Genomic DNA, 25,456 nt, shown 5'->3' on the forward strand with positions numbered 1-25,456 from the left:
GCCGGTTGAAACTAGGCTCTCCATAAATCCAAATTAATGGTTTTTCTCCAACTGGTTCCATCTGCGGTAAACTGGCTGTACCGACTCCCCTTCTAAATAATTTTCTACACCTTCCGTGATTGCTTTTTGATAAATGCCAAGCGCTTCATGGAAAATTTCGACGGTTTGATCAATGTCTTTTTCCTTGTGTGCATAACTCAACACCAGGTTTGGAGCGATGACTCCTCCTTTGATCAATTCTTGCAACAATAAGGTTCGGAAAGGTTGCGAGGGGCGGCGTTGTTCGTCGCGGGTAGAAAAAACCAAACATACCGGAAAACCATGTATCCCTACATAGTCTTGTAGGCCATGATGGGCTATCGATTGATTAAGACCCAGCCGAAGCCGTTCTCCTTGAACTTGCATGTGTCCGATCACGTCTTTTTCCTGGTATTCTTTAACCACTGCGATAAAAGCTGCCAAGGCGTGATTTTCAGCTCCGTGCGTAGTAGACAGTAAAAACACCCTTTCCTTGTCGTGGTGCAAACCACCCAGCTCCATAATTTCTCTTTTCCCGGCCAGAGCCGAAATAGCAAAGCCATTGCCCATGGCTTTGCCAAAGGTAGAGAGATCAGGAACGATATTGTACAGGGTTTGTGCACCTCCGATATGCCAACGAAAACCAGTGATCATTTCATCGAGGATAAATACCGTGCCATTTTCCTTACACAATTGTTGGACTCCATGAAGGAATTCTGGGTCAAAAGGGTCGTTTTTTTCTACTTCCATGATCAGGCAAGCCAACTGACCTGGGTATTGGTTAAACATGGACTTGACACTTTCCAGGTTATTGAATTGGAAAGTTACGGTCAGGTCGCGTACCGATTGGGGTATTCCTGCATTGACCGCAGTGGTGCCAATGAACCAGTCGTCAACCGAAAAGAATGGATGGTCCGCACAAATGGCTACCATATCCCGCCCAGTGTAAGCCCTGGCCAGTTTGAGTGCCGCTGTGGTGACATCCGATCCGTTTTTAGCAAATTTGACCATATCGGCACCGGGCACCACTTTTAAAAAAGCCTCGGCTGCCTCCAGCTCAATCGTGGCTGGGCGGGCAAAATTGATGCCCTTCCACATTTGTTGGCAAGCCGCGGTAATTACAGCTGGGTATCCATGGCCCAGCGCTACAGCGCGCAATCCCATCCCGTATTCGATGTATTCGTTGCCATCAATGTCCCAAACCCTACAACCCTCACCTCTGGTAAGATAAGGCGGATGGAATTCTGGGAATTGATCGTCCCCCTTTGCATAAGTATGACAGCCCCCAGGTATGAGTTGATGAATTTTTTTCTTCAACTCAAGCGATTTTTCGAAGTTTTTGTGTTGCATGTGTGTGGTGAGGTTTTTTATTCCCGTTTTAATCGCCTGGCATCACCCAGGTTAAAGCCCAAAATAGGAAGCCATAAAAAGAGCTCCTTGCTAATCCAAGACCTGGACCTCAGGAATTGGGATTACAAATTTCCCTCCCCAATCCAGTACATGCGCCATTTGTTGGCTGATTTCTTTTTTGAGATTCCAAGGAAGGATCAATACATAATCAGGACGGGTTTCCTTGATTTTATCTGGAGCGTAAATTGGAATGTGGGTTCCAGGAAGAAAATTTCCTTGTTTATGAGGGCTCCGATCAACGGTATAATCCATAAAATCGGTGCGAATACCACAATAATTCAGGAGTGTATTGCCCTTCCCTGGGGCGCCATAACCAACCACCGTTTTCCCATTCCTTTTTGCTTCGATTAAAAAACTGAGGAGCTTACGTTTGGTTTCTTTGACCTTTTCTTCAAAAGTTGCGTAATACTCCAGGGTTTCCATCCCAAGTTGTTGCTCACGTTGAATAAGTTCGGCTACGCTATCGCTGACCGGTTTGGATTCATCGTCGGTATGGCGGCCATAAATACGCAAAGAGCCTCCGTGGGTAGGTAACTCCTGAACATCAAATAAAGTAATGCCGTGGTGTGCAAAAACCCGATTGACCGCTACAAAGGAAAAATAGGAGAAATGTTCGTGATAAATGGTATCGAATTGGTTTTCTTCGATCAACCTTTGTAAATGAGGAAACTCCATGGTGATCACCCCACCTGGAGCCAACATTTCCTTCATCCCCCGCACAAAGTCATTTAGGTCAGGAACGTGGGCCAATACGTTGTTTCCCAACAACAAATCGGCTTTGCCATATTGGTTGGCCAAATGGTGAGCGGTTTGAGTACCAAAGAACATTCCTTCGGTCCGAATGCCTTTTTCACGGGCTGCAGCAGCCACATTCCCGGAGGGTTCAACCCCCAAAACTGGGATCCCTTTTTGGACAAACCACTGTAAAAGGTATCCATCGTTGCTGGCAATTTCCACGACTAGCTTATCCGAATTGAGGCCAAAACGGTCAATCATCAACTCCGTATACAAGCGGGCATGCTCCAGCCAAGAATCTGAGTAAGAAGAAAAGTAGCCATATTCCTCGGAAAAAATTTCATCCGGTGCGGCAAACTCTTCCAATTGTACCAACCAGCACTCATGACAAACATAGGCGTGTAGAGGATAAAATTTTTCAGCCTCATTGGCTTGTTCTGGTTTAACGTGTTTTTGGCATAAAGGCGACATGCCTAAATCGACTACACCAAACTTCAATTCATTCGCACAAAAGCGACATTTACTGCTACCCGATGGGTCGTTTTTTTGGGTTTGTGTTTGCATAAAAGTTGATATTATAAATTCCAATCAAAAAAATCACAATGCGATGCCTTCAAAAGCATCAGAAAGTAAAGGAAGGTTTTTGTCTTTTTCAGAAATGGTGCTTACCTCCAGAGGCCATGCTATTTCGATTCTAGGGTCGTTGTAACGAACACCTCCATCTGAACCAGGTGCATAGAAGGCTGTATGGTGGTAAATGAGTTCACAATGATCCTGCAAGGTTTGAAATCCATGGGCAAAACCCTCTGGCACGTAAATCATTCGCATATTTTGTTCGGACAATTCAACCCCAATATGCTGTAAAAAAGTTGGCGATTGGTGCCTAAGGTCAACGATAACGTCGAAAACACTGCCTTTGATGCAGCGGATCAATTTGATCTCGGCGTGCGGCGGCATTTGAAAATGCAAGCCGCGCAAAGTCCCCTTTTGATTCGAATGCGAATGATTAAACTGGACAAACTCTTTATTGTGGCCGATAGTGGCGAATTCCCGCTTGCAAAAGGTACGTGCAAAGAAACCTCGTTCGTCACTGAACGGCTCCAAATCAATGATGTAAGCACCTTCCAATACTGTTTCATGAAAAATCATACACCAGCTTTAGTTGACTATCCATGGTTTGGCGAGCCAGCAGATCCTTAATGACATTTAACCGAATCAGTTCGGACTGATGGTAATTGGCGTCCTGAAAGTGAATAGATTCCAGCCCTTGGATCAATCCCTTCACAGTATCCTGAAGTTGATATTGCGGTTGATGATGTGGCGCCAATGATTCAAAAAGGTCGAAGCTCACGCGATAGGACCGTTTATCAGGTTGTGCATCGGGGTTGATGGATACGGCAATTCCTGGCAAGATTTTCTGAATCTCTAAAGCCAAGTCTTTGATCTGATAGTTCCATTGATTGCTTCCTGTGTTCACGGTAATGAAGGTTCCTCCATTTCGATTCTCGCGTTCTGCTGCCCAACGGATTGCTCTGGCCATATCCAAAACATTGATCAGTGGCCGCCAGGGTGAGCCATCGCTGAGGATAGTGATCTTGCCGGAGGTTATGGCTCCGGCTACGAAATCGTTGAGCACCAGGTCCAGGCGCAAACGATCGCTCATGCCGCAGGCAGTTGCGAAGCGCAAACAGGTAATTTGAAAATCCTCCGCAGCAAGTCCTTCCAGTCCAGCTTCAGACATTACTTTAGACTTGGCATAAGCCGTTAGAGGATCTAGCGTAGAAGATTCAACCCGGGGTGCGTCTTCAGCACTTCCATAAACACTACAGCTGGAAGCAAAAATGAATTTTTTCACCCCTTGCCTTTTGGCCATTTTGGCGATTTCAATATTGGCCTTGTAATTGATCTCCAGAGTAGGCTCTTCGAAGCGATTGCCAATTGGATCATTGGAAATCGCGGCCAAGCTGACCACTACATCCACCCCTTCCAGCAAGTGTTCCGGGAATTGCCGTACGTCTCCGTAGTACTGTGCATTGAGTAGCGAATCAGGGCTGATTGTATTGCTGGTAATGTATTTGGAAAAATATCCGATATCATAACCAATGAGGAAAGCATCGGGGTGAAATTTTCGAAATTCTTTGACAATACCTGGGCCAACGTAGCCGAGGTTACCTGTGATGAGTATTTTCATGGTGAAACGATATGAATTGATTGTATAATTCGACACTGCCTAGCTTGGTTGCGTGTTTTTTTTGTACAGCATATACAATGAAAAACTTGCAACCATAAAAAGAAAGGCGCAATTGGTTTCCTTAAATTCAGCCATCGGGTGAACTGGAAATAGTTGCTTTGCTTTAAATAGCGTGTAGATAGCTTGATTCAATACAAAGAAGAGACCGACCCAAAGTGGGACAAGTGGAAAATAAATTTTACCGGTGAAATTCCTTACCTTCTGGGATAGTGCGTTGATTGTAGGAATAAACAAACAGAACCCCAGCCAAAATAAGATTAAAATTCCTTCAGGTGACAACCAATGGCTAAGGCCTAATTGTACCTCGCCAGTAGTACTTCTATCCTTTGCATAAAGAACTTTTAAATTGTGAAGATTGGTTTCTCCTTGCAGATTGTGATCAGCAAGCCATTCTGTTGTGGAAATTCCAATGATGCGTTGGCCCCAACTGATTTCTTCACCTGCACAAAAAAAGAAAAGGAGCCCTAGTCCGAGATAAAAATAATTCCTTCTGCTTTTTAGGAAGTAAATTTTCTCAGCAGATCTGGATTTAATAAAGACCAAAATGCATATACAACTTGCAATAAAATAGAACAAAGCAGATAAGTTTTCAACAATTCCATCTTCTACAGTGAGGTTCTCAATTTGTTCTTGTGTTTGAATAAATAACAGTGAATAAGGAAAAATCAACAAGAAAAATACAATCGTAGGGAGGAGGTAAGCTCTGGTAAAAGTGCTTGTTTCCATTCTGATAGCTGTTTGATGATTGAGGTAATAAAATGTTCACAGATGGAAATAGGAATAGTCAAAAAAATTGGAGTCAGTCAATAGGAATAGGGGTATTGTGATTATTGCCAAACCTTCCAGGGTGCCTTGCCTGATTCCCACATTTGTTGGAGTTCATTTTTATCACGTAAGGTGTCCATGGGAAGCCAAAACCCATCATGTCGATAGGCCATCAACTGGCCATCTTCAGCCAAGCCAGTTAGGGGTTCATGCTCCCAAAATGTTTGGTCTCCTTCAATGCGTTGAAGTACTTGGGGCGACAAAACAAAAAAACCACCATTGATCAATGAACTTTCGCCTTTGGGTTTTTCCATAAAGCTGTTGACTTGTTCCTTTTGGATATCCATGACCCCAAAACGGCCAGGTAAAAACGTTGCAGTAACGGTGGCGTCTTTTCCATGTTTAAAATGGAAATCAATCAATTCACTGACATTAATGTTTCCCACACCATCTCCGTAGGTGAAACAAAAGGCTTCCTCATTCTGAATGTGGCTGCTCACCCGTTTGAGTCGCCCTCCTGTCATGGTATCCTCTCCAGTGTCTACCAGGGTAACTTTCCAGGGCTCAACCCTTTTTTGGTGCACTTCAATGGTGTTGGTTTCCAGGTTAAAAGTCACATCAGATTGATGGAGGGCGTAATTGGCGAAATACTCCTTAATTACATACCCTTTGTATCCACAGCATATGATGAAATCATTCACCCCATAATGAGAATATATTTTCATGATATGCCATAAAATAGGTTTTCCACCAATTTCAACCATGGGTTTTGGCTTGAGGACTGTTTCTTCGGATAAGCGGGTACCAAGGCCGCCGGCTAGAATAATTGCTTTCATTATGGTGCTGTTTTAATTTTTGCTTTAATCATTCCATAGATAAAGATGGGACCGTAGTAGAGGTATCGTCGCCACAGTCGTTTTGGCTCACTAATCAGCCTTCCGAACCATTCCAATCCCAAATTAATCCACAACTGGCTTGGGCGCTTCATGCTTCCTGCATAAAAATCAAAGACAGCGCCAATGCAACAGGTTATTCTGACATCCAAAGCTTTGTGAAATTGGTAGGCCCATTTTTCTTGCTTTGGAGCGGTCATGCCTACAAACAATACCTCCGGTTGAAAAGCATTAACAGCTTCAATCATCACTTGACTATCTTCCGCTGTGAACGAAGTTTTATAGGGTGGGGAGAAAAAACCTGCGCTAACTCGGGGGTATTCTTTTTTAAGGCGGTTTTGAATTTCCAACAATACTTCTTCTGAAGACCCCAAATAAAAGCATTTTCCACTTTTATTATTCAGGTAGGCTAACAAGTAATCATGTAAATCAGCACCAGCAATTTTTGGTACTTTTTCTCCGCTTAAAAAGCGAATAGAGGCCGTAATAGCTACCCCATCGGGAAGCAATATTTCTGAGTTAAGGAGCGCTTTTTTAAATTCAGGATCTTTTTCTGCGATGCAATAAGAGTATTGATTGAGCGTATTGACCAGAATTTTCTGATCAGAAACGAGTTCATCTAGTGATCCTGAAAAAAGCCTGAAATCAAAAAATGGAGTAGATGTATAGTTCATTGGTAACTGTTGTAGTAATCCAAATTGCAAGCAACTCCATTTTTCGCCCCTTCGTACACGGAGCGTAGGCTTTTTAAATTGCCTTCTGGAGTGTAACCATCTTCATATGTTTTCCTTGATCTTAGTCCGTATGCTTCTTTTTCCGTTTCGGGCAAGTTATTCCAGTACTCCAATTTTTGAGCTAAATCGGTTGCATCGCCCATTCTAAAGTGCAGTCCATTGTGGTGATCCTCAATCATGAATGACATGGCACCGATGTTACTGGCGATGATTGGAGTTCCGGTGGAAAAAGCATGCAATAACGTTAAGGGCATTCCCTCATACCAAATAGAGGGGAAAACAAGGGCGCTGCAATTGCGCAATTCCTCAGATAATTTATCGTGGGGCAAAGCTCCCAGGTAGCTGATGTTTGGATGCAAGCGTGTACTATTTCTGACCTCTTGGTCCATTGGGCCATAACCATAAATCACCAGTTTAAATGGGGCTTTAGAAAATGCCTCCAACAACACCTTTACACCTTTTTCAGATACAAACCTTCCAATGAATAAAAAATGGTCATTCCTTTTGATTTCCTTTTCAAATGATGGGTCGGGAATAGAATTGTTTTTAAGCGAAAACTTGTTTTTCGGAACTCCCAGGGTCGATTGCATAAAAACTTTAAGCTCAAACTCTGAGTTGACAATGTAAGCGCTCACTTTTTGCCAGGTTTTTAGTTTTTTATGCAAATAGACGGTGAAAGCCAACCAGAAGGTCTGAATAACAGAGTCACGATATACTCCAAGGCGCACTCCTTTCCAGGGGAATTTTTTCGTAATGCTATCCAAAAACAGCTCTCCATTGTGCAAAAGTGTTCCTGAGGGACAGATGAGCCTGTAATTGTGTAAGGACAATACAACTGGAGTCTTGCAAAAGTGGCACGCTACAATAACCGAGGGAGAGGCTGCAAAATGCCAATTGTGTACATGCACAACATCGGGCTGAAATTTGCGGATTTTTTTTACAGTGGCCCAAAATGAAAACAGGTTAAATGGCAGAAAAAAAACTGGCAGTAGAGCACCCAGGAAAGTGCCTGGATTTTTAAATTTCAATAGCTCAACCGTAAATCCCGCGTCCTGTAACAATGCCATTTCATCAAGGACCAAATTATCCTCCCCACCTTTGAATCGGTAAAAAGTATGAATGAATAATATTCTCATATCACTTATCCTTACAGATTAACAATTAAATTTTATTGCCTCGACAACCCGGTTTTGATCCTGTTCAGTCAGGTCATAAAACATGGGTAATCGAAGCAAACAATCTGTATATCCATCACTATTGCTTAGTTGCCGCTGGTCGTGCTTGTCTGCATAAAAGGAGCTTTTGTGTAATGATAAATAATGGAAAACCGCGTGAATGTCTTTTTGCTTAAGTTTCTGAATGAGGTCTGTTCGTTGTTGTAAATCCTTTAAAACCAGGTAAAACATATGCCCATTGTTCGTAGCGTATTTCGGAATGTAAGGAAGCTGAATGTTTTCTTCCCCGGCAAAATCCTTCAAGCCTTCGTAATACCTCTCCCAGATTTCTAATCTTCTTTTTTGAATGGCGGCCAGGCTTTCCAGCTGGGCATATAAAAAGGCAGCAATGATCTCGGAGGGTAAAAAGGAAGATCCCATGTCCACCCAACCATACTTGTCCACTTCCCCTCTAAAAAACGCAGAGCGGTTGGTTCCTTTTTCCCAAATGATTTCAGCACGTTTGACAAAACGTTCGTCATTTATCACCAATAATCCACCTTCCCCACTGATGATGTTCTTCGTTTCGTGGAAAGAAAAAGCAGCTAAATGGCCAATTCCACCCAAAGGCCTGCCTTTGTAATACGCGTCAATGGCTTGGGCCGCATCTTCCACTACCCACAATCCATGGGAATTGGCAAGGTCCATGATGGCGTCCATATCGCAAGCAACTCCTGCGTAATGAACCACTACAATCGCCTTGGTTTTGGGTGTGATCAATGCTTCGATGCTGCTCTCGTCAATTCCAGGGTGGTCTGCTCGGGAATCCGCAAATACAATTTTTGCCCCTCTTAACAAAAAGGGGTTTGCGGTGGATACAAAAGTGTAGGAAGGCATGATGACCTCATCTCCGGGCTCGATGTCAAGCAATATGGCGGCAATTTCCAGGGCATCGGTACAGGAAGTTGTCAAAAGGCACTTGTGGAAGTGATAATGCGATTCAAAAAAGTGCTGACATTTTTGTGTGTAAGCTCCATTACCACAAAGTTTTCCAGACTTCAAGGCCTGACCAATGTAGTGTTCTTCCGTTCCGGTAAGAAATGGTTTATTGAATGGGATTTTCGATTCCATTTTTATAATTAGGGTTCAACAATTGGTTTATTGAGAGAGAATCAATTGAGAGCTTTCAGTATGCCCGTTTTAAAGTTTTCGACCATGGTTTCAATCGTGTATTTTTTAGCACTCTCCCTACAGTTTCCTAGCATCTGTTTATAATCTCCACTAAGCAAAAGTTGGGTAACTGCTTGGCTGTAATGATCGATAGTATTGTCAACGATTAAGCCATTTTTCCCCTGTTCGAGGTATTCTATTTCCGGGCTGTGGAATTCGTAGTGGGTAGTCACGATTGGGGTTTCAAGTGCAAATGCGTCCAATATTCCCAAGCCTACCAGACCGGGCATAAGAAAGAGGGCTGAAATTTTGAAATATTTAACCCTGTCTTTGCCAAATTTTGGACCTACATAATGAATCCAGGAATGCCTGGCGGCAGCCTGGGTTATTTTAGAGGCATCTACACCCGAGCCAATAAAGATCATCTGGAAATTGGGCACTTCCTGTTTAATCCTCAAACAAGCTTCCAGCAAAAAATCAATCCGTTTTTCTGGATAAATTCCTCCGCAAAAGATACAAACCTGATCTCCCTCTATACCCAATTCTTCTTTCAGTGCGGCCACTTCCAGGTCAGTAATTTGGGCATATTCCTGCTGAATAAATTGGGTATCTATTGCATTTTGCACAATGGTGATCTGTTCCCCTGGGTAACCTTTTTCAACAAGAAAATCTTTAACTCCGCTGGTATAGGCAAACCACCAATCGCATTGTTTCAAAAAAAGATATTTGAATTGATTGGCGAAACTATTCGCATTATCCTGCCTGTTTCTGCCATGCCCCCAAAAGCCTAACCTGACATTGGAAAGCCGCCTTTGGACCATTAACAGATAATTCAAAATCAATTTGTTTGCAGATTCAACCACAATTAAATCCTTGTCTTTCAATTCCTGCAAACAAGGTTGCCAAATCAGGGTTCGGTTGCCCAATTTGATCTCTTTATTGGGGACGTACTTACTCCATTCCAGCTCGACTTCATCATTTTTCAGTCCTTCTTCGCTGTTCTGCTTTCCATAAATCAAGGTCAGTTCCACACCTTCTTCAGCAAGGGCATTCTTCAGTCCATCAAAGAACTCTCGTCGATACTGAACCAGGGTTCTCTGAATGATGGCTACTTTTTTCACGGGACTATAATTTTATACGTGTTACTCACTTGTCGATTGACTGAAGTTTCAATTGGTATTCATTTATCGCTTCCTTGTATATGGCCGTCAAACGTTGTAGATTGACTTGTTGAGTATGGTTTTCTTCATATGTGGCTCTTGCTCTTTGGGAATATTGCTCCTTTGCTTCTTCTGGAAGGGCACTCCAGTAAGCCAATTTTTGCGCTAAATCTTGTGGGTTCCCAGCTTCGAAATGCAATCCATTGTAGTGGTCACGGATCATTGTTGACATAGCCCCCAAATTACTCGCAATAACCGGTGTGCCCGTTGAAAAGCCTTCAATTACGGTCAGGGGCATTCCTTCATACCAGATCGAAGGAAATATAAGTGCGCTACATTTGCGTAATTCTACAAACAAGTCATCATGCGGCAGTGCTCCCTTGTAACTTATGTTTGGATGTAGTTCTGCAAAATCTCTCACCCTTTGCGTCAAAGGGCCATAACCATAAATATGCAGTTGAAAATCAGTGTTGGCAAAGGCCTCCAAGAGGACTTCAATCCCTTTTTCAACCACTAATCTGCCTACAAATGCAAAATATTTGCCTCTGCCATTTTTTGCCCAATGGTTGGGGTCAATAATAGCGTTTTGCTTAACGACAAACTTATCGGCAGAAATACCAAAATTAGATTGTAAAAAGACGTCTTTCATGAACTCTGAAAAGACAATGAACTTGCTTACTTTTTGCCAGGTTTTTAATTTTTTATGCAAAAAAACGCTGAAAGCTAACCAAAAGGTCTGCAAGCTTGAGTTTCGATAGGCCCCAATTTTAACGGCAGTCCAGGGAAATTTTTCATTCAAGCTTTCTAAAAAAAGTTCATTTTTATGAAAAAGTATGGCAGACGGGCACAGCAATCGAAAATTGTGCACGGTCATTACCAATGGTGTTTTTAAAAAATGAGCAGCTACAATAACGGAAGGTGAAGCAGCAAAATGCCAATTGTGTAAATGAATGATATCCGGTCGGAATTTGCTTATCTTATTTATTGTTTTTATAAATGAAGCCACATTGAAAAGCAGAAAAAATAGATCAACAATTGCACTCAAAAAGTGCGTAGGGTTTTGGAATGCCAAAAGTTCAACAATAAAACCAGCGTCTTGAAGTAAAGCTATTTTTCCAAGCACCATATTGTCTTCTCCACCCGTTTCCCGATAAAATGAGTGAATGATCAAAATTTTCATCTAAAACAGTTTTGGACATGAGGAAAAACCTTGTACCATTTTGGGAAAGCAGGAAAAAACATTCAAGCTGTTTTTTTGAATAGGTCATATACAATAGGAAATAAAGTCTTCACCCATAACTTGAGGAAAGATGCAGGTAAGTTTAGCGGAAAATGTTTTTTTATAAATAACAAATACTCTTTATAAGCCAGGCCTTTTACACTATACAAATATTTAACTCGTTCTGAAAGTTTCACCTGGCCAGATTTCCAGTTTTTCTCATGATCATTGGCACAGAATCCAAGAATACCTGGTGCAACAATTACCGAAAACCCAGCCTTTTTGGCCCTTAGGGTATAATCGAAATCAGCAATCGCATGGGTGAATTCCTTCGACAAAATGCCAATTTTAGCCACAATTTCAGCAGGAACCAGCATAATGTTCGAATTGGCCATGTCGCATTCTATGCTATGCGCTTGGGGTTGCACCCGGTAACTTTTAGGCTGATATTTTGAATACAATTTTCTACCTCCATAGGTAATTTCCTCAGAATTTGGGTCTTTGGTTGTTCCAACAGTAATGGCTTGCTGGCCATGTTTGGCATAATGGTCAATACAACTTTGCAACATTATCCTTACTGTATCCCTTTGCAAGAAAGTATCATCATTCAATAGCAAATAATAATCTGCATTGGAAGAGAGCGCATTCGTCCATGAATGGATCATTCCTCCAGCCCAAAACAAACGACCATTGCCATGGTAGACATGGGTATCTGGATATTGTTCCAGAATTGCCTGGGTTGTCCCGTCAGAGGAAGCGTCATCCGTCAAAAATACTTCCAAATCCAGGTCATTGGGGATTTCCTGATCTTTTAGATTGCTCAAACAGGTAAGCGTTTTGTCTTTCCTGTTGTATGTTGCCAACAAAACAGCAATTTTCATAAGCGTTATTCAACTTAGTTTGCAGAAGAATATTCACTATTTAACAGAACTGGCCTTTTAACCAGTACATAAATAGGGTTGGGTAATTTGTAATAAGGGAGGAATAAAAACATCAGTACTATCGGTGTGGTTAAGATTGGAGAACCAAAACCCAGTACAACAATGACCAATAAACAGTAGACCACGCATTCAATGTACTTTACATTCCTTTTGCAAAATCTTGCATAGCAACTCATCAAATATAAAAAACCAACTACGCCATATTTGGCCATAAAATCCATAATACCGTTGGATATATTGACACTGTATACCTTATTCATCAATTCATCATACATGTTGCTAACTCCCAAAATCAGTTTGTGTCCGAATAAATTATAGATGTAGGTGATACTCGCGAAACGGTTTAAACGCATTTGCATTTCTATTTTATCATAATAGCGCGACAAGTGGTCAATGTTTTCCAGTTTATCCATATCGCTGCTGTAAAGGGCCACTATTTTTTCGCCTATAAATGGCGTTTTTATCATGATCAGCACCAAAAGTGGGATCATCAGGATTATTCCAAAATTAATTTTCCGGTTTCTGAAACGGTATACCATAAACAAGATGATCAATAACGCCAGGTAAGCTGTTGTAGAAACAGTTGTAATGACCCCGATGATGAGAATAATGGAACTGCGGTCAAACTTAAATTTGTTGATGAATAAATTCAACATCAGCGTAATAATCAAAAAACAACCAAAGCCCCCCGGCTCCCACACAAAGCCCGAGTTTCGGTAATCATGTAACTCCTTGGTGTAGGTAAAAATCAGGCAATTGGAAAAAATTTCGCTATAAGGTTCACCAGGAGTCAAATGAAACATTTTGATAAAATTGAAAAAAGACTCCCCTACAATCAATTGACAGGCAAAAAAGAAAAAGGAAACTAGGGTTAAATCAGTCATTACTTTGACAAGGTTTTGACTGACTTCATGTTTTAAAATAGCCACAAATAAAAAACACAAAAAAAGAAACTTGAATAAAAAAAGCACATCACTGACCAAAAACGGCATGGGCAGGGTATTAAACACTACATTCCTAATCAAAATAAATGCAAAAAAAGCGGCTGAAAACCCGCCAAATATCCTCAATTCTTTCTTGGTTAATGCATTGAATTTCAAGGCCACAAAGAGAAAGGAAAGCAGAACCATGAACCACAGCAAATTGCTGGATGACAGGATATTGGATTTTGCCCCCAACAACAAAAAAAGAAAAGTCAATAAATAATTTATCCTGCTTCGCTTCATGAATAAAGGTTTTTCAAGCCCATTAGGAACTAGCTTGCGTCTTTTGTTCCTGAGACAAGTTGGTGGTTAATTTTTGGAATCGCCTTTCATTAGGAGTCTTAATGTGTAGCGTCCTCAAAATTTTTCCGGCCCAGGTTCTGGGTTTAATCACCAAACCATAATGTCCTAAAATCAGCAAGCATCCTGCGCATCCCGCTATCACCCTGACCAATGGGTTAAGATCGTGGTAGACACGGTTGCTCCAACCAATCTCACTAATGGTATCCTTGGCTGCTTTCAGAATTGGGAAATAGCCCCAGATCTTTTTTTCGCCTAAGTTCCTGGCATAGCCATGAAAACCCGCAGATACACCACCCGCTTCCTTATTGTAGCCAACAAAATCAAGTCGTTTTACCTTGCCTTGGTAAACCAAACTCGCCACAAAATGCCAGGCAGCGCCCAGGGTAGAATAAAAAGGGATTCTTTGGCCCTGTTCCCGGCGCATCAAACCATGAAAAATGGACCCCAGGGTTACTTCAGCATAAAACTTGAGGGTACGTAGAATTGGAATAGACCCTCCGTAATCAACCGCTAACTCTCGAAAAATTAATTTCCCCTCATCAACAAGGTCAAAATCCCCACTAACCAGTGAATAGTCGGGATTAGCTTCCATGAAGTCAACGTATTTCTCAATGGTCTCAGGCTCAAAGGTGTCGTCATCGGCCAGAAAAATAAAATACTTCCCGGTGGCTTTTTCCAGAACGTATTCAAAATTCCGGGCCAAGCCAAAATTTACTGGCTGGCGATAGTACCGAACCCGCGGTTCCCTTTTCATCAGCTCCCTAACATAATCTTCGGTCTGATCAGTAGAAGCATTATCCGAAATCACAATTTCTAGATGCTGATAAGTTTGTGCCAAAATAGAATCGATTGCTCTTTCCAGAGACTCCACCCGATTGTAACTTGGCACACCGACACTTACTATTGGGAGATGATTGCTTGATGACATGATGAAAGATTTTACTTTAAGAATTCGGACTAGCTGAATTAGTTGCTTGGCTAAAATGCATCAGCCATAAACTATTTTTTGGCCCAGATACCTTTTGCTTTGTTTTCCAGCAACAAATAACTTTGAACAGGATAGATACAAGCGGCTATGACCAGGATTACGATTGCCCCCATGACAATGCCGCCCAATCCCATATTAAAGGTTTTTGCAAAAAGAAAACACAAGGGAATATTGATGACGATACCCACTACCGCTACCAGTATTTGGGTGTACAATACGCTCAGTCCATTCAAAACTTTATTAAAAATATTGTTCCAAAACCACAACACAACATAAAGGCCCATAAACCACTTTAGGGATTCGGGCACGACCACTGTTTCTCCAACCCAAATGTTTTTAATGGGTTGAAAAAACAAGATAAGCCCAAGTACCAGTACAACGTACCCTACAAATACCTTAAGCAAGAATTTCAGCTTGTTTTTTATCCAGTCCAAATCACCTTTTGAGAAGGCTTCCGTACTGGCTGACCAAAGCGGTTGAACCAAAATGCTTGCAAGAATTGTAGCAACCTGAAAAATTTTTTGGGTCACATAATAAGGGGTAACCTCAGCAGCACCATACAGTTGGGAAATGATCAGGCTATCTGTCGTCAAAACAACCACCACCGATACCTCAAGGATAAAAAAGCGGCCACCGAGGTTGGCGATACTCCTGATTTTATCTTTATCGAAAAATCGAAAACTTGGGATCAGGCGGGGATTGTATTTAAACGTAAAATAGCTCAACAAAATCGACCCGGCCATCAACGAAAGGCTGTACCATTTTGCAACAAACAAAAACCTGGACTCCATGGAAATGGAATTCGAAAACAGCAAAAAAACAAGCAGCATTAGAAAATTCCCAATGATCAGCCCCAACGAAATGAAACTATTTTTCTGGAGGGCATTCAAAACAGCATTCGTCAGACTTAGCAAGAAATTAAAAATGATGCTCAGCACCACGATTAAAACACCCACTTTCAATTGATGGGCATCAATAACAGTTGTGTTGAAAATGGCCTGGAAGTTTAAAAAACTAAACAATGAAACCGTCAGCACTGCAATGGTGATCACTATTGCGCCAAGCGAAATATAGGCAGTAGATACATATTCCCTGGCAGCATCAAAATCACCCAGTGCCAAAGCTTCGGATAGTTTATTCCGCATACCATTTCCAATACCGATATCCATAAAAATGATCCAGTTGGCGCTAGCAATAAGGGTAACCCATACCCCATAAAGTTCTTGCCCGAGAAACTGAATGTATAGTGGAACCAGCAACAAATTGAGTGCTACACTTGCACCTTTTAGGATTAAAGAGATAAAAACCTGCTTGTTAAAATTCCTGTCTCTCGTTCCTGACGTATAACTTTCAGTTTCCCCTTTCATTTTTGGCAAGCCCCTATTTTCCTGGATTTAGAATGCATTTTTCTCTCCTTTCAACATGTTGAATACCGTCAGGAAAATGCATTTACAATCGAACCAGATGCTCCAGTTTTCAATGTAATCAACATCAAATTCCACACGTTTGCCCATCTGGTGTAGCTCTTCGGTAGGGCCACGCCAGCCATTAACTTGAGCCCAACCTGAAATTCCCGGCTTCACCTCATGACGAATCATGTATTTGTCGATCAAATTGGAATAAATTTCCGTGTGCTTGATCATGTGTGGTCTTGGACCAATAACCGACATGTCGCCCAATAACACATTGAAGAACTGCGGGAACTCATCAATATTGGTTTTCCTTAAAAAGGCCCCAATCTTGGTAACCCGGGCATCGTTTTTGACCGCCTGTTTCTGGTCACTTTGTTCATTGACCGTCATGGTCCTGAATTTGATGCAACCAAAAGGTTTATTCCAGTAACCAGTCCGCTTTTGTATGAAAAAAACGGGGCCTTTTGATTCAAGCCGGATCAACAAAGCAATAATGGGAAAGAATGGCAAAATCACCAGGAGCACCATGATGCTGAATAAAATGTCAAACCAACGTTTGAGCAATTTATTATGGGGTATGCACAAAGGTTCCTTTTTTCGCCGCACAATCGGTAGGTGCGCCAACTGTTCCACATGAACACCGCGTTCAAAAAAGTCAACACCAATTGGCACAATTTCAAAATCGATGTAATTATTCCGGCAAAGTTGAATGATGCGTTGCACCATCTGTTTGGGCAAGTCGCTGTAGAAATAAAATAACTTCTTGATGTGGTAATGGTTTTCTACCAGGTAGGTTTCTATGTCATCATAGGTGCCTAAACTGGGAACACCGGGAAGGTTTTCCTGAGCAAAGCGCCCTAAACATGACACATTTCCATCTCCATAAATGGACGAAAGCCCTTTATCCAGGTATTTAAGGTTGGTGTTCCCTCCTCCTACCACCGCATAGGTCAAATCAATAACCTTGTTCCGGTTGTAATACCGAAAGGCATAATGGGAAACGGTTGAAAGGAGCATGAATGCAGAAAAAGACTGCATCAAAAAATGTACCTGGAAGGCCTGGAAAAAAAACTGGTAATAAACCAGGGTGATTAGTCCGAAAAAAATCAAGGTATTCCAAAATAAATCCCTGATTTTCAAATCCAATCTAGCTCCCTCAAACACCCGGTAAGTGTCCGTAAATGGGAGATAGATAAACCAGATTGAATTGAAAATAAGAAACATTAGATTAAATTCCCTGGCCATTTCCCGGCCAGCTAGCTGACTAAAGGGAACTTGGAGCAATAAAAAACCAAGCAAAGACAGATTCAAGATTACCCAATCAAAAAAAACTGCAAGTGTAAGTTGCCGGGCAGTGTCTCTTTCCAGCTTCCCTGGGTCAGCTTGGTGTGAATGTTGGTGAATGACCTGTTTGCGTAAAACAGGCATTTGTGTAAGTGAATGATTCATGGCGAGAATAATTAATTTAAACTGGTTGGTTGTTCATTCCATAACTGGAAAATTAGTTTCTGTAATGGTTATAGGTATATCCATAGGCGTCATCCTGTTTTTTCACACCATTAAAAATGATGGAAGGGTTAACTAATTTATGTTGTTCGAAAAATTCTTTGGCTTTCTCAATCATGACCTTCTTTGTATAACTCGAACGTATTACAAACAAGGACTTGTCCACATACTTATTAAGTAAAATGCTGTCGGCGATGATTCCAATTGGGGAACAATCAACAATGATGACCTCATAATTCTCTCTCAGATAGAAAAACAAGTTGGACAATTGTTCCTCAGTAATGATTTCCAGGAGGTTGACAATAACCGGTCCTCCTGAAATGAAATGCAGGTTGGGGATTTCACTTGAAATTTGGATGACTTCGTCCAACTTCAATTCATTCAGGAAGAAATTGCTTAGGCCGATTTCTGCATTCCCATTGAAAAATTTATTAACGGAAGGCCTCCTCAGGTCGAAATCGACAACTACCGTTTTTCTTTTGCCAAGGGCAAAACTCCGGGCCAGGTTGGTAGCAATAAAAGTTTTCCCCTCGTTACTTGTACTGGAGGTAACCATAATACATTTGGTTTTCTCCCGATTGTAAAATTGCAGGTTCGTTCTTATGGTTCGGAACCGCTCAGTGGCTAAATTCTGTGGATCGCCTATCAAAAGCTGTTGGCTTTTTTTGTTTTGGTGATTGACCACCCCCAGGATTTTATTCTCTGGAAGAATTTGTTTGATGTCTTTTTCCGTCCGAATTGCCCCTTTAAAAAAGTCAAGGAGGACAATCAGGAAAAAGGGAATGGCCATCCCGGCCAAGCCAGCTCCGGCAAAAATCTGCACCTTTTTTAATCCAACCGGATCAATCGAACTATACGGTGGATCTACAATCATCGAGTTGGCGTAATCACTCACCAAAGCCATGGATACTTCCTCTCTCTTTTGCAACAAATACACATAAAGGTTTTCTTTTACCCCTTGAGTACGCATTTTATCTGCCAAACCTCTTTCTTTCATGGGTACGCTGCGCAATCGGCTATTGGATTTATCATATTGGTTTTGGAGTTTACTCAAATTCAGTTCAATATCATCTTGCATGTTGCCAATTGCGGCCACGATTGAATTGCGTAAACTTCTCAGTTTTTGATTCGTCGATTGTACAACCGGATTGGAGGGTTGACCTGACATCAAAAGCCGTTCTCTTTGCAAAACGAGGTCGTTATAAGGCTGAATCAAGCTAAGTACCTTGCCATCGTACAAAGAGGGATTGATGGGAAGCATTTTAAAGTTGTCACTGGTATCCCTCAGCTCTGAACTTACCGATTGGAGCATTCTTGATTGCAGCTCCAAATTTCGTTGTTCCCTGGTCAGGTCTTTTACATCTCCCAATGTTGTTTCTAAATCAGATGTGGTTGACGAGATAATTTCGTTGTTCAGTTTGAAAGCTTCCAGGGTGCTTTCCGCAGATTCCAGTTCCTGGCTAATGTCCCGAATCCGGCCATCCAACAGTTCGAGGGTTTTAAGGGTGATGTCGGTATTTGCCTGGCTTTTGACCTGGTCAAATTTTTCCATCAAACTGTTCAATACCTCTATGCCTCGCTGCGGAACTTCGTCAACCATAGTCAAAATCCTAACCGAGGAGTTGTTTTTCTCGCTGCTCAGCTCAATATTTAAATTATCCAGGTATTTCTTTGCAACTTTTTTGGCATCCAAAAACTCAACATGCATGGTTTTTCCTGGCGCCAGGCGCGAAGATTCAACTCGGGAAATGCGGAATTTCCCAAATTCATTTGAGAATAGTTTGCCAAAATTGTAGGTTCCAGATTTGGATCCCTGAGAAAACTTAAAGGTGTATTTGTTGACCGGGGTTATTTCAAAAGTGGTATTGTCGATGTGGTTTAGTAAAAAGGAATCAACAACAATTGGGAAGTCCTTATACGCATCACGTTCCGATAATTTGTCCTTCCAGAAATACCTGGTTTCAAGGCCCAACTTTTCCACTACAGATGTCATCAGGGAAAAAGAAGTCAAGATTTCAATATCATTGCTGGCCTTATCCGAGGTTGCCGAAAGCAGCAAATTGCGTTTGAGGAAATCATCATCTGATCCGGAATTCTCTTCACGTTCTCTGATCAATAGTTTGCTGGTAATTTGATAAACTGGCTGCAATTTTTTGTAAATGATATAGGCCAGTCCCAAGCTGATGATACCGCAAACTAGATAGATGTACCATTTGTTGAGAACGTAATTCCTGAACATTCCGAAGAAATCAATTTGACCTTCCGCAGAATCATTTCCGCTTTGGTTAAGTAACACCGCTTTCTGATAGTCAAATTCGTTCATGGTACAATGTTTCTAGTGTTATTTTTTAAAAAGGGCAATCAATACTGCGGCTACTGTTGCCGCCGCAGACAAAATAGGCACCGCCTTAGAACTCTGGTCTTGGACAGCACCAGCCTTGGCCCTCAAGGGCTTTACATAAATCAAATCATTCTGTTTAAGGAAGTAATACTCTGAATGAAAAAAATCAGCTGATTGAAGGTTAATATGGTTCAATGACCGCACTCCATTGCTTTCCCGAACAAGCAAAATGTCTCTTCGATCCGCGTAATCGGTTAAATCACCAGCCAAGGCTAATGCATCAAGTACAGAAATGCGCTCGTTGACAACATTAAAGGCGCCTGGATTACGAACTTCCCCTGAAACAGTCACCCTGAAATTTAGTAACCTCACGTTGACTACTGGGTCTTTCAGGTATGTTTTCAGCCTTTCCACCAGTGAATCCTTAACTTCCGTAACGCTTAGCCCCTCCAGTTTCAGCCTCCCTAAAACCGGAAAATCAATCATTCCTTGTTGATTCACCAGAAACCCCGTCAGTTGGATGGCTTCGATATTGACAAAACTCTCACTCTGCTGACTAGAAGTTATATTAAAGGGGGCAACAAGCTCCATTTCGGAGCCGAAAACCTTAATTGATAACACGTCATTGGGCTGAATTTTGATATCTGGTAACTTGTAAGTAAGCAATTGGGTAGTATCGGGGAAATTTTCCTGATAACTTACCAATTGTTTATGTGACAAACAGCCTGAACCAGTAACAAGCAAAATAAAAACCCAAATTGATATTGAACAAATGCGCATTTTTAAATATATTAACAGTGTTTTTCCACCAAGGAACGAATCAATTTTTTCGAGATATGGCTTCGCCATTGATAAGTCGCTGTACATTCCTGTACGCAAAGCTTACCCAGCCCTCAAGGCAGCTGCCCTAAAGGAAATTCAGATTGTCTTAATTGTGAAAGCCTGGATGCACATCATTAGAATAAATCCAATAACAAGCCACTGGTTACCACTGCAAAGCAGACAACCATTTTTGAACCAAAATTGAATTAGTTTTAGCGTAATAGTAAATACTCACAAGTGTGAACAGTGCAAGGGAAATCTTTGTACAAAGGTAGTGTTGGGAGTCAATATATGAAAAAAGAGTAAATTAAAAACAATGTAAATCAGGGGGGGGAGAACAATTACATAACATTTAAATTAACTTAATTTGATTAAGGTTTTTGTGCAAAAGCACGATTAAAATACAAATATAGGGGTTAAAATTGAAAAATAAAATACCTGCCGTTAAAAAAAATATTAACAGCGTAAGAAGAAGATTACCAATTATACCCTTCGGAGAAACTATGGACCGATGAAGTTGTAATCCTTCAGGATATTTTTGCGCATAAAATTTGGTGTATCAACATTAGATACTAGTTTTATCCGGTATGGAAAAGTTGAACACTACTTTTTTCTTAAACACCCTATTTTTCACCTAAATTAGGAACCCTGATGTCTGCTACCTCTGCCAATATGCGTTTGGCCATCATCGCCTCGGCTACTGGAACACTGTTGGAATGGTATGATCTTTTTTTAGCGGTGATTTTGGCCAAAACCCTTAGCAGCCAACTCTTTCCAAGTGGAGAAAGCACCTACTTTTTGGAAACCTTAGCCATTGTAGGCTCATCGTTCTTCATCCGCCCATTGGGTTCTTTATTCTTCGGGAGTATGGGCGACCGCAAAGGCCGCAAGCAGACTTTTTTGTTGTCCTTGTTAGTGATGGGGGGTGCTACCTTTTTAATTGGTTTGATACCTACCTACCAGCAAGCTGGTTGGCTGGCCCCCTTGTCATTACTGGTTTTGCGCCTGGCTCAAGGCTTTGCCCTCAGTGGCGAATATTCTGGAGCCATTATTTACGTATCTGAAAATGCACCTGCCGACAAACGCGGTTTTTATACCGGGTTTATCCAGGCCACAGTGCCAGTCGGATTGTTGCTGTGTTTATTGGTGGTCATTGGTACCCAGTCTTTAATGAGCCCCGAAAGTTTCAATGCCTGGGGTTGGCGTTTGCCTTTTTTGTCAAGTGCTGTTTTGGTGTTTTTCTCTTACATTGTGCGGAGAAGGATGGAAGAAACCCCAGTTTTTAGCCAATTAAAAGACAGTGGCAATGTTTCCAAATCCCCCATTCGCGAATCCCTCAACAGTTTCCCCAAATGGCGATTGATTCTGATGCTCATTTTTGGTGGCAACGCGGCTCAAAGCTCCATCATGCAAACCTCCCAGTTCGTCACCCTTTATTTTTTACAAAGAGCTGTAAAAATTGAGGAACAACTCAGTTTTATCATTTTAGCGACGGCGCTGCTCCTGGGTACACCCTTCTTTCAATGGGCTGGAGCTTTGAGCGACCGGATTGGCCGAAAAAAAGTGATCTACGCCGGGATATTGCTTGGGATGATTTCAATTCCGCTTTCTTTTTACTTATTCAATACGCTGGGCAATCCCGGCCACTTGACTGAGCCTCATTCCATCAGCATTGGCCTGACGCTTTTGTTCATTTTGCTTTGTTTTGTCAATATGTTGTCCAGCGCTTTGGTATATGGCCCGATGGGGGTTTTCATGACCGAGTTTTTTGAAGGAAGAACCCGCTACACCAGCATGGGCTTTGCCCACAACATTGGCAATGGTGTCATCGGTGGAGCTACTCCATTGGTTACTGAATTTCTGAAAGCAAACCTGGTTGTCGGGGCGCTATTGGCACCTTATATTGGGTTGCTGTATCCACTGGGGTTAGTGGTGCTTGCTTTGATCATCAATCCTTTTTTGAAAGAAACCGTAGGGAAAAATTAAGATCATGCAAAAACAGTTTGCCAGCGTAGCCGATCAGGAGGAAAAGCAAATCAGTTTCCTCGAAATCGCTAAAGATGTGTACGCCTACACCACCCAAGGCGATCCCAACAGCGCCGTAGTAGTTGGGGATGATAGCGTCTTGGTGATGGAAGCTCAGGCAACCCCGGTGATGGCCAAAGCTTTGATCGAAAAAATCCAGACAGTAACCGATAAACCCATCAAATACCTCGTACTCAGCCATTATCACGCCGTGCGCGTGCTGGGTGCGTCCGCATTCAAGGCCGCTGAAATCATCGCTTCAGAACAGACTTACGAAATGATCCTGGAGCGGGGTGAACAAGATTTTAAAAGTGAAACGGATCGTTTTCCACGTCTGTTTCGCTCGGTGGAAAGCATTCCCCATCTGACCTACCCTACTCAGACTTTTGCCAATAGCATGACGATTCACCTTGGAAAGAGAAAAGTTGAACTTAAACACCTCGGTGCAGGCCATACTCGTGGAGACATCGTTGCCTGGGTGCCCGATTGCAAAGCATTATTCAGCGGCGATTTGTTGGAATACGGTGCCACTCCTTACTGCGGAGATGCCCAATTGGAAGAATGGCCACAAACCCTGCAAAAAATCAGTGCACTTCATGCCGAAACAGCGGTGCCAGGGCGTGGAAATGCCTTGATGAACTCCGCAGAGGTCAAAGCAGCCATCGAGAGTACCCAAAACTACGTAGCCATGTTGCTCGATACCGCCAAAGCAGCTGTAGTGAAGGGCTTATCCCTGACCGATGCTTACCGCGAAATCTACGCCCAGATGAAACCAATTTTTGGCCACTACGTTATTTTTGAGCATTGTATGCCCTTCAACGTGACCCGTGCTTACGAGGAGGCACAAGGCATCAAACATCCCAACATTTGGACGGCTGAAAAAGACAAAGAAATGTGGTTTGCCCTTCAAGCCAGTGTATAGAATGAGTTATGCCTACCAAAGCTATCCATTTGTAGCGCCACCCGAATTGGGTGGAGAAACTGGCTTTGTTCACGATGCCGTGGTCATTGGTGCGGGACCGGTAGGTTTGACCATGGCTCTGGCTTTGGCCAAACAAGGCATTAAAGCACTGCTCCTGGACGACAACAATCAGGTGAGCGTAGGTAGCCGGGCGATTTGTTTTTCCAAAAAAAGCCTGGAGATTTTCGACAAATTGGGCGTAGCCAAAACCATGCTCAGCAAAGGGGTGCGCTGGAATGTAGGCCGGATTTTTTTCCGCGATATGGAAATCGATCGCTTTGACTTGTTGCCCAATAAAAGCTCCAAATATCCCGCCTTCATCAATTTGCAGCAATATTACGTAGAGCAGTATTTGATTGAAGCGGTGCTGAAGGAGCCTAACATTGAAGTTCGCTGGTTGAATAAGTTGCTAGCCATTCAACAGTGCCCTGAATATACCGAACTAAGCATTGAAACCCCATCCGGGAATTACATTTTGCGAACCAGGTACCTGATTGCTGCCGATGGAAGCCGGAGCACAACCCGGAATTTATTAGGTTTGGAACTAAAAGGTGAACAATTTGAAGAGCGTTTTTTGATCGCCGATTTTGTAATGGAAGCTGATTTCCCGGCAGAACGCTGGTTTTGGTTCGATCCTCCGTTTGCTCCGGGCCAAAGTATCCTCCTGCACAAACAACCCGATAATCTTTGGCGTTTGGATTTTAAACTGGGCAAAAAAGTGGACAATTCGATCCTTCAAGACCAGGATTTCTTTCGCCAAAAAATCAAAAGTGTGGTGGGTGATCGACCATTTGAACTCGATTGGACCAGCATTTATAGCTTTAGTAGCAAAATGTTGGATCGTTTTGTGCATGATCGCATCTTGTTTGTGGGAGATTCTGCGCATGTGGTAAGCCCATTTGGCGCCAGAGGTGCCAACAGTGGCATTGAAGACGCCGACAACCTGAGTTGGAAATTGGCCAAAATCCTAAATGGAGAGGCCAGCGAAAAAATACTGGAAACCTACAATGCCGAGCGAACTGCCGCTGCCCAACAGAACATCACCTGTACCGGGGCATCCAACCTCTTTATCGCTCCCCCCTCCAAAGAAGCTCTTGCTTACCGAAACAGCATTTTGGAAAAAGCCAAAACCGATCCTCTCGCCAAAAAACAGATCAATTGTGGTCGCTTGAGTGTACCTTGTGTTTATGGGAAGTATCCTGGTTCTGTAGAAGGCGATTGGAGCAAGCAGGAGGTGGCACCGGGGCGGGCTTTGATTGATTGCCCTTGGGAAAACGAGGGTAGTTTTTTAATTGACCAAATGGGCTACCATTTTACGCTCCTTATCTCAAACCAAACTTTGAGCCAGAGCGAACAAAAACGTTTGGAACAAAATGGAATCCACATTTTAAACATTGACTCAGTGACAAACGCAGCATTGATCGAGCAATACGAACTGAGTCCCGGAGCTGCCTATTTGATTACACCTGATCAGTACGTTTTGGGGCGTTGGAAACGTTTTTCTCTTGATGTGGTGCTCCTTTTGCACTATACTTATCTGTCGGGCGAATTGGCCGCAATCAATATCTGGGAAGAAACTGAACAGGAAAAAATTGATGCTGCCGTAACACAACGAATAATTTCCAGTTAAAACCAAATTCCACCGCAGGTGGCCATAAACTTTTT

General features: G+C 42.3%; 22 protein-coding genes. 4 read left to right on the top strand and 18 right to left on the bottom strand.

Annotation, left to right across the window (positions count from 1 at the left end; all coding sequences use genetic code 11):
* Positions 1 to 33 precede the first annotated feature (33 nt).
* The 13 genes from ACO08K_RS24925 to ACO08K_RS24985 form a co-directional block, all read right to left on the bottom strand.
* On the bottom strand, positions 34 to 1,368 hold the full coding sequence (locus ACO08K_RS24925; protein ID WP_421799202.1) for a glutamate-1-semialdehyde 2,1-aminomutase: 1,335 nt from the start codon (positions 1,366 to 1,368) through the stop codon (positions 34 to 36).
* A 90-nt stretch (positions 1,369 to 1,458) separates the two neighbouring features.
* On the bottom strand, positions 1,459 to 2,727 hold the full coding sequence (locus tag ACO08K_RS24930) for a methyltransferase domain-containing protein (protein ID WP_421799203.1): 1,269 nt from the start codon (positions 2,725 to 2,727) through the stop codon (positions 1,459 to 1,461).
* A 33-nt stretch (positions 2,728 to 2,760) separates the two neighbouring features.
* Positions 2,761 to 3,312, bottom strand: a complete 552-nt coding sequence (gene rfbC, locus ACO08K_RS24935; protein ID WP_421799204.1) for a dTDP-4-dehydrorhamnose 3,5-epimerase — start codon at positions 3,310 to 3,312, stop codon at positions 2,761 to 2,763.
* Positions 3,299 to 4,354: an NAD-dependent epimerase/dehydratase family protein gene (locus ACO08K_RS24940; RefSeq protein ID WP_421799205.1), complete on the bottom strand. Its 1,056-nt coding sequence runs from the start codon at positions 4,352 to 4,354 to the stop codon at positions 3,299 to 3,301. The genes rfbC and ACO08K_RS24940 overlap by 14 nt, the downstream gene beginning before the upstream one ends.
* A 39-nt stretch (positions 4,355 to 4,393) precedes the next feature.
* A complete protein-coding gene (locus ACO08K_RS24945; protein ID WP_421799206.1) occupies positions 4,394 to 5,140 on the bottom strand; it encodes a hypothetical protein in 747 nt (248 codons plus the stop codon).
* Between the two features lie 101 nt (positions 5,141 to 5,241).
* On the bottom strand, positions 5,242 to 6,015 hold the full coding sequence (gene rfbF, locus ACO08K_RS24950; RefSeq protein ID WP_421799207.1) for a glucose-1-phosphate cytidylyltransferase: 774 nt from the start codon (positions 6,013 to 6,015) through the stop codon (positions 5,242 to 5,244).
* A complete protein-coding gene (locus tag ACO08K_RS24955; RefSeq protein WP_421799208.1) occupies positions 6,015 to 6,746 on the bottom strand; it encodes a WecB/TagA/CpsF family glycosyltransferase in 732 nt (243 codons plus the stop codon). Before ACO08K_RS24955 ends, rfbF begins: the two co-directional genes overlap by 1 nt.
* Entirely contained in the window at positions 6,743 to 7,942 is a 1,200-nt protein-coding gene (locus ACO08K_RS24960) for a glycosyltransferase family 4 protein (protein WP_421799209.1), read from the bottom strand. The genes ACO08K_RS24955 and ACO08K_RS24960 overlap by 4 nt, the downstream gene beginning before the upstream one ends.
* Before the next feature lie 18 nt (positions 7,943 to 7,960).
* Positions 7,961 to 9,091, bottom strand: coding sequence for a dTDP-4-amino-4,6-dideoxygalactose transaminase (gene rffA, locus ACO08K_RS24965; RefSeq protein WP_421799210.1), 1,131 nt, complete (start codon positions 9,089 to 9,091; stop codon positions 7,961 to 7,963).
* 41 nt (positions 9,092 to 9,132) lie between these two features.
* Positions 9,133 to 10,251: a glycosyltransferase family 4 protein gene (locus ACO08K_RS24970; RefSeq protein WP_421799211.1), complete on the bottom strand. Its 1,119-nt coding sequence runs from the start codon at positions 10,249 to 10,251 to the stop codon at positions 9,133 to 9,135.
* 25 nt (positions 10,252 to 10,276) lie between these two features.
* Positions 10,277 to 11,470: a glycosyltransferase family 4 protein gene (locus ACO08K_RS24975; protein ID WP_421799212.1), complete on the bottom strand. Its 1,194-nt coding sequence runs from the start codon at positions 11,468 to 11,470 to the stop codon at positions 10,277 to 10,279.
* A 62-nt stretch (positions 11,471 to 11,532) separates the two neighbouring features.
* On the bottom strand, positions 11,533 to 12,390 hold the full coding sequence (locus ACO08K_RS24980; protein WP_421799213.1) for a glycosyltransferase family 2 protein: 858 nt from the start codon (positions 12,388 to 12,390) through the stop codon (positions 11,533 to 11,535).
* A 14-nt stretch (positions 12,391 to 12,404) separates the two neighbouring features.
* The gene (locus ACO08K_RS24985; protein WP_421799214.1) at positions 12,405 to 13,334 is read right to left on the bottom strand and encodes an O-antigen ligase family protein; all 930 of its coding nucleotides are present in this window, start codon (positions 13,332 to 13,334) and stop codon (positions 12,405 to 12,407) included.
* A gap of 70 nt (positions 13,335 to 13,404) precedes the next feature.
* Here ACO08K_RS24985 and ACO08K_RS24990 point away from each other — a divergent pair, with 70 nt between their 5' ends.
* Positions 13,405 to 13,656 carry a hypothetical protein gene (locus ACO08K_RS24990; RefSeq protein WP_421799215.1) on the top strand — a complete coding sequence of 84 codons (252 nt, stop codon included), beginning with the start codon at positions 13,405 to 13,407 and terminating at the stop codon, positions 13,654 to 13,656.
* A gap of 42 nt (positions 13,657 to 13,698) precedes the next feature.
* On the opposite strand, the gene ACO08K_RS24995 is transcribed toward ACO08K_RS24990, so the two are convergent.
* The 5 genes from ACO08K_RS24995 to ACO08K_RS25015 form a co-directional block, all read right to left on the bottom strand.
* A complete protein-coding gene (locus ACO08K_RS24995) occupies positions 13,699 to 14,664 on the bottom strand; it encodes a glycosyltransferase family 2 protein (RefSeq protein WP_421799216.1) in 966 nt (321 codons plus the stop codon).
* Positions 14,665 to 14,735: 71 nt separating this feature from the next.
* Positions 14,736 to 16,091 (bottom strand): lipopolysaccharide biosynthesis protein, encoded by a 1,356-nt coding sequence (locus tag ACO08K_RS25000; protein ID WP_421799217.1) that lies wholly within the window; start codon positions 16,089 to 16,091, stop codon positions 14,736 to 14,738.
* Positions 16,092 to 16,118: 27 nt separating this feature from the next.
* Positions 16,119 to 17,585, bottom strand: a complete 1,467-nt coding sequence (locus tag ACO08K_RS25005) for an exopolysaccharide biosynthesis polyprenyl glycosylphosphotransferase (protein WP_421799218.1) — start codon at positions 17,583 to 17,585, stop codon at positions 16,119 to 16,121.
* 52 nt (positions 17,586 to 17,637) lie between these two features.
* Positions 17,638 to 19,965 carry a GumC family protein gene (locus ACO08K_RS25010; protein WP_421799219.1) on the bottom strand — a complete coding sequence of 776 codons (2,328 nt, stop codon included), beginning with the start codon at positions 19,963 to 19,965 and terminating at the stop codon, positions 17,638 to 17,640.
* 18 nt (positions 19,966 to 19,983) lie between these two features.
* Positions 19,984 to 20,832, bottom strand: coding sequence for a polysaccharide biosynthesis/export family protein (locus ACO08K_RS25015; RefSeq protein ID WP_421799220.1), 849 nt, complete (start codon positions 20,830 to 20,832; stop codon positions 19,984 to 19,986).
* A 624-nt stretch (positions 20,833 to 21,456) separates the two neighbouring features.
* Between ACO08K_RS25015 and ACO08K_RS25020 the strand changes: the two genes are divergently transcribed.
* From ACO08K_RS25020 to ACO08K_RS25030, 3 genes are read left to right on the top strand one after another with little or no spacing between them, the layout of a single operon-like run.
* Positions 21,457 to 22,791: an MFS transporter gene (locus ACO08K_RS25020; RefSeq protein WP_421799221.1), complete on the top strand. Its 1,335-nt coding sequence runs from the start codon at positions 21,457 to 21,459 to the stop codon at positions 22,789 to 22,791.
* Positions 22,792 to 22,795: 4 nt separating this feature from the next.
* Entirely contained in the window at positions 22,796 to 23,752 is a 957-nt protein-coding gene (locus tag ACO08K_RS25025) for an MBL fold metallo-hydrolase (RefSeq protein ID WP_421799222.1), read from the top strand.
* 1 nt (position 23,753) lies between these two features.
* A complete protein-coding gene (locus tag ACO08K_RS25030; RefSeq protein WP_421799223.1) occupies positions 23,754 to 25,421 on the top strand; it encodes an FAD-dependent monooxygenase in 1,668 nt (555 codons plus the stop codon).
* Positions 25,422 to 25,456: the final 35 nt, after the last annotated feature.

It is taken from the genome of Haliscomenobacter sp., assembly GCF_965225875.1.
GTDB lineage: Bacteria > Bacteroidota > Bacteroidia > Chitinophagales > Saprospiraceae > Haliscomenobacter.

What these genes read in the sequence shown, in the direction of transcription:
- ACO08K_RS24925 (WP_421799202.1), bottom strand. Translation starts at nt 1,368, where the DNA reads ATGCAACACAAAAACTTCGAAAAATCGCTTGAGTTGAAGAAAAAAATT.
- ACO08K_RS24930 (WP_421799203.1), bottom strand. Translation starts at nt 2,727, where the DNA reads ATGCAAACACAAACCCAAAAAAACGACCCATCGGGTAGCAGTAAATGT.
- rfbC (WP_421799204.1), bottom strand. Translation starts at nt 3,312, where the DNA reads ATGATTTTTCATGAAACAGTATTGGAAGGTGCTTACATCATTGATTTG.
- ACO08K_RS24940 (WP_421799205.1), bottom strand. Translation starts at nt 4,354, where the DNA reads ATGAAAATACTCATCACAGGTAACCTCGGCTACGTTGGCCCAGGTATT.
- ACO08K_RS24945 (WP_421799206.1), bottom strand. Translation starts at nt 5,140, where the DNA reads ATGGAAACAAGCACTTTTACCAGAGCTTACCTCCTCCCTACGATTGTA.
- rfbF (WP_421799207.1), bottom strand. Translation starts at nt 6,015, where the DNA reads ATGAAAGCAATTATTCTAGCCGGCGGCCTTGGTACCCGCTTATCCGAA.
- ACO08K_RS24955 (WP_421799208.1), bottom strand. Translation starts at nt 6,746, where the DNA reads ATGAACTATACATCTACTCCATTTTTTGATTTCAGGCTTTTTTCAGGA.
- ACO08K_RS24960 (WP_421799209.1), bottom strand. Translation starts at nt 7,942, where the DNA reads ATGAGAATATTATTCATTCATACTTTTTACCGATTCAAAGGTGGGGAG.
- rffA (WP_421799210.1), bottom strand. Translation starts at nt 9,091, where the DNA reads ATGGAATCGAAAATCCCATTCAATAAACCATTTCTTACCGGAACGGAA.
- ACO08K_RS24975 (WP_421799212.1), bottom strand. Translation starts at nt 11,470, where the DNA reads ATGAAAATTTTGATCATTCACTCATTTTATCGGGAAACGGGTGGAGAA.
- ACO08K_RS24980 (WP_421799213.1), bottom strand. Translation starts at nt 12,390, where the DNA reads ATGAAAATTGCTGTTTTGTTGGCAACATACAACAGGAAAGACAAAACG.
- ACO08K_RS24985 (WP_421799214.1), bottom strand. Translation starts at nt 13,334, where the DNA reads ATGACTGATTTAACCCTAGTTTCCTTTTTCTTTTTTGCCTGTCAATTG.
- ACO08K_RS24995 (WP_421799216.1), bottom strand. Translation starts at nt 14,664, where the DNA reads ATGTCATCAAGCAATCATCTCCCAATAGTAAGTGTCGGTGTGCCAAGT.
- ACO08K_RS25000 (WP_421799217.1), bottom strand. Translation starts at nt 16,091, where the DNA reads ATGAAAGGGGAAACTGAAAGTTATACGTCAGGAACGAGAGACAGGAAT.
- ACO08K_RS25005 (WP_421799218.1), bottom strand. Translation starts at nt 17,585, where the DNA reads ATGAATCATTCACTTACACAAATGCCTGTTTTACGCAAACAGGTCATT.
- ACO08K_RS25010 (WP_421799219.1), bottom strand. Translation starts at nt 19,965, where the DNA reads ATGAACGAATTTGACTATCAGAAAGCGGTGTTACTTAACCAAAGCGGA.
- ACO08K_RS25015 (WP_421799220.1), bottom strand. Translation starts at nt 20,832, where the DNA reads ATGGCGAAGCCATATCTCGAAAAAATTGATTCGTTCCTTGGTGGAAAA.
- ACO08K_RS25020 (WP_421799221.1), top strand. Translation starts at nt 21,457, where the DNA reads ATGTCTGCTACCTCTGCCAATATGCGTTTGGCCATCATCGCCTCGGCT.
- ACO08K_RS25025 (WP_421799222.1), top strand. Translation starts at nt 22,796, where the DNA reads ATGCAAAAACAGTTTGCCAGCGTAGCCGATCAGGAGGAAAAGCAAATC.
- ACO08K_RS25030 (WP_421799223.1), top strand. Translation starts at nt 23,754, where the DNA reads ATGAGTTATGCCTACCAAAGCTATCCATTTGTAGCGCCACCCGAATTG.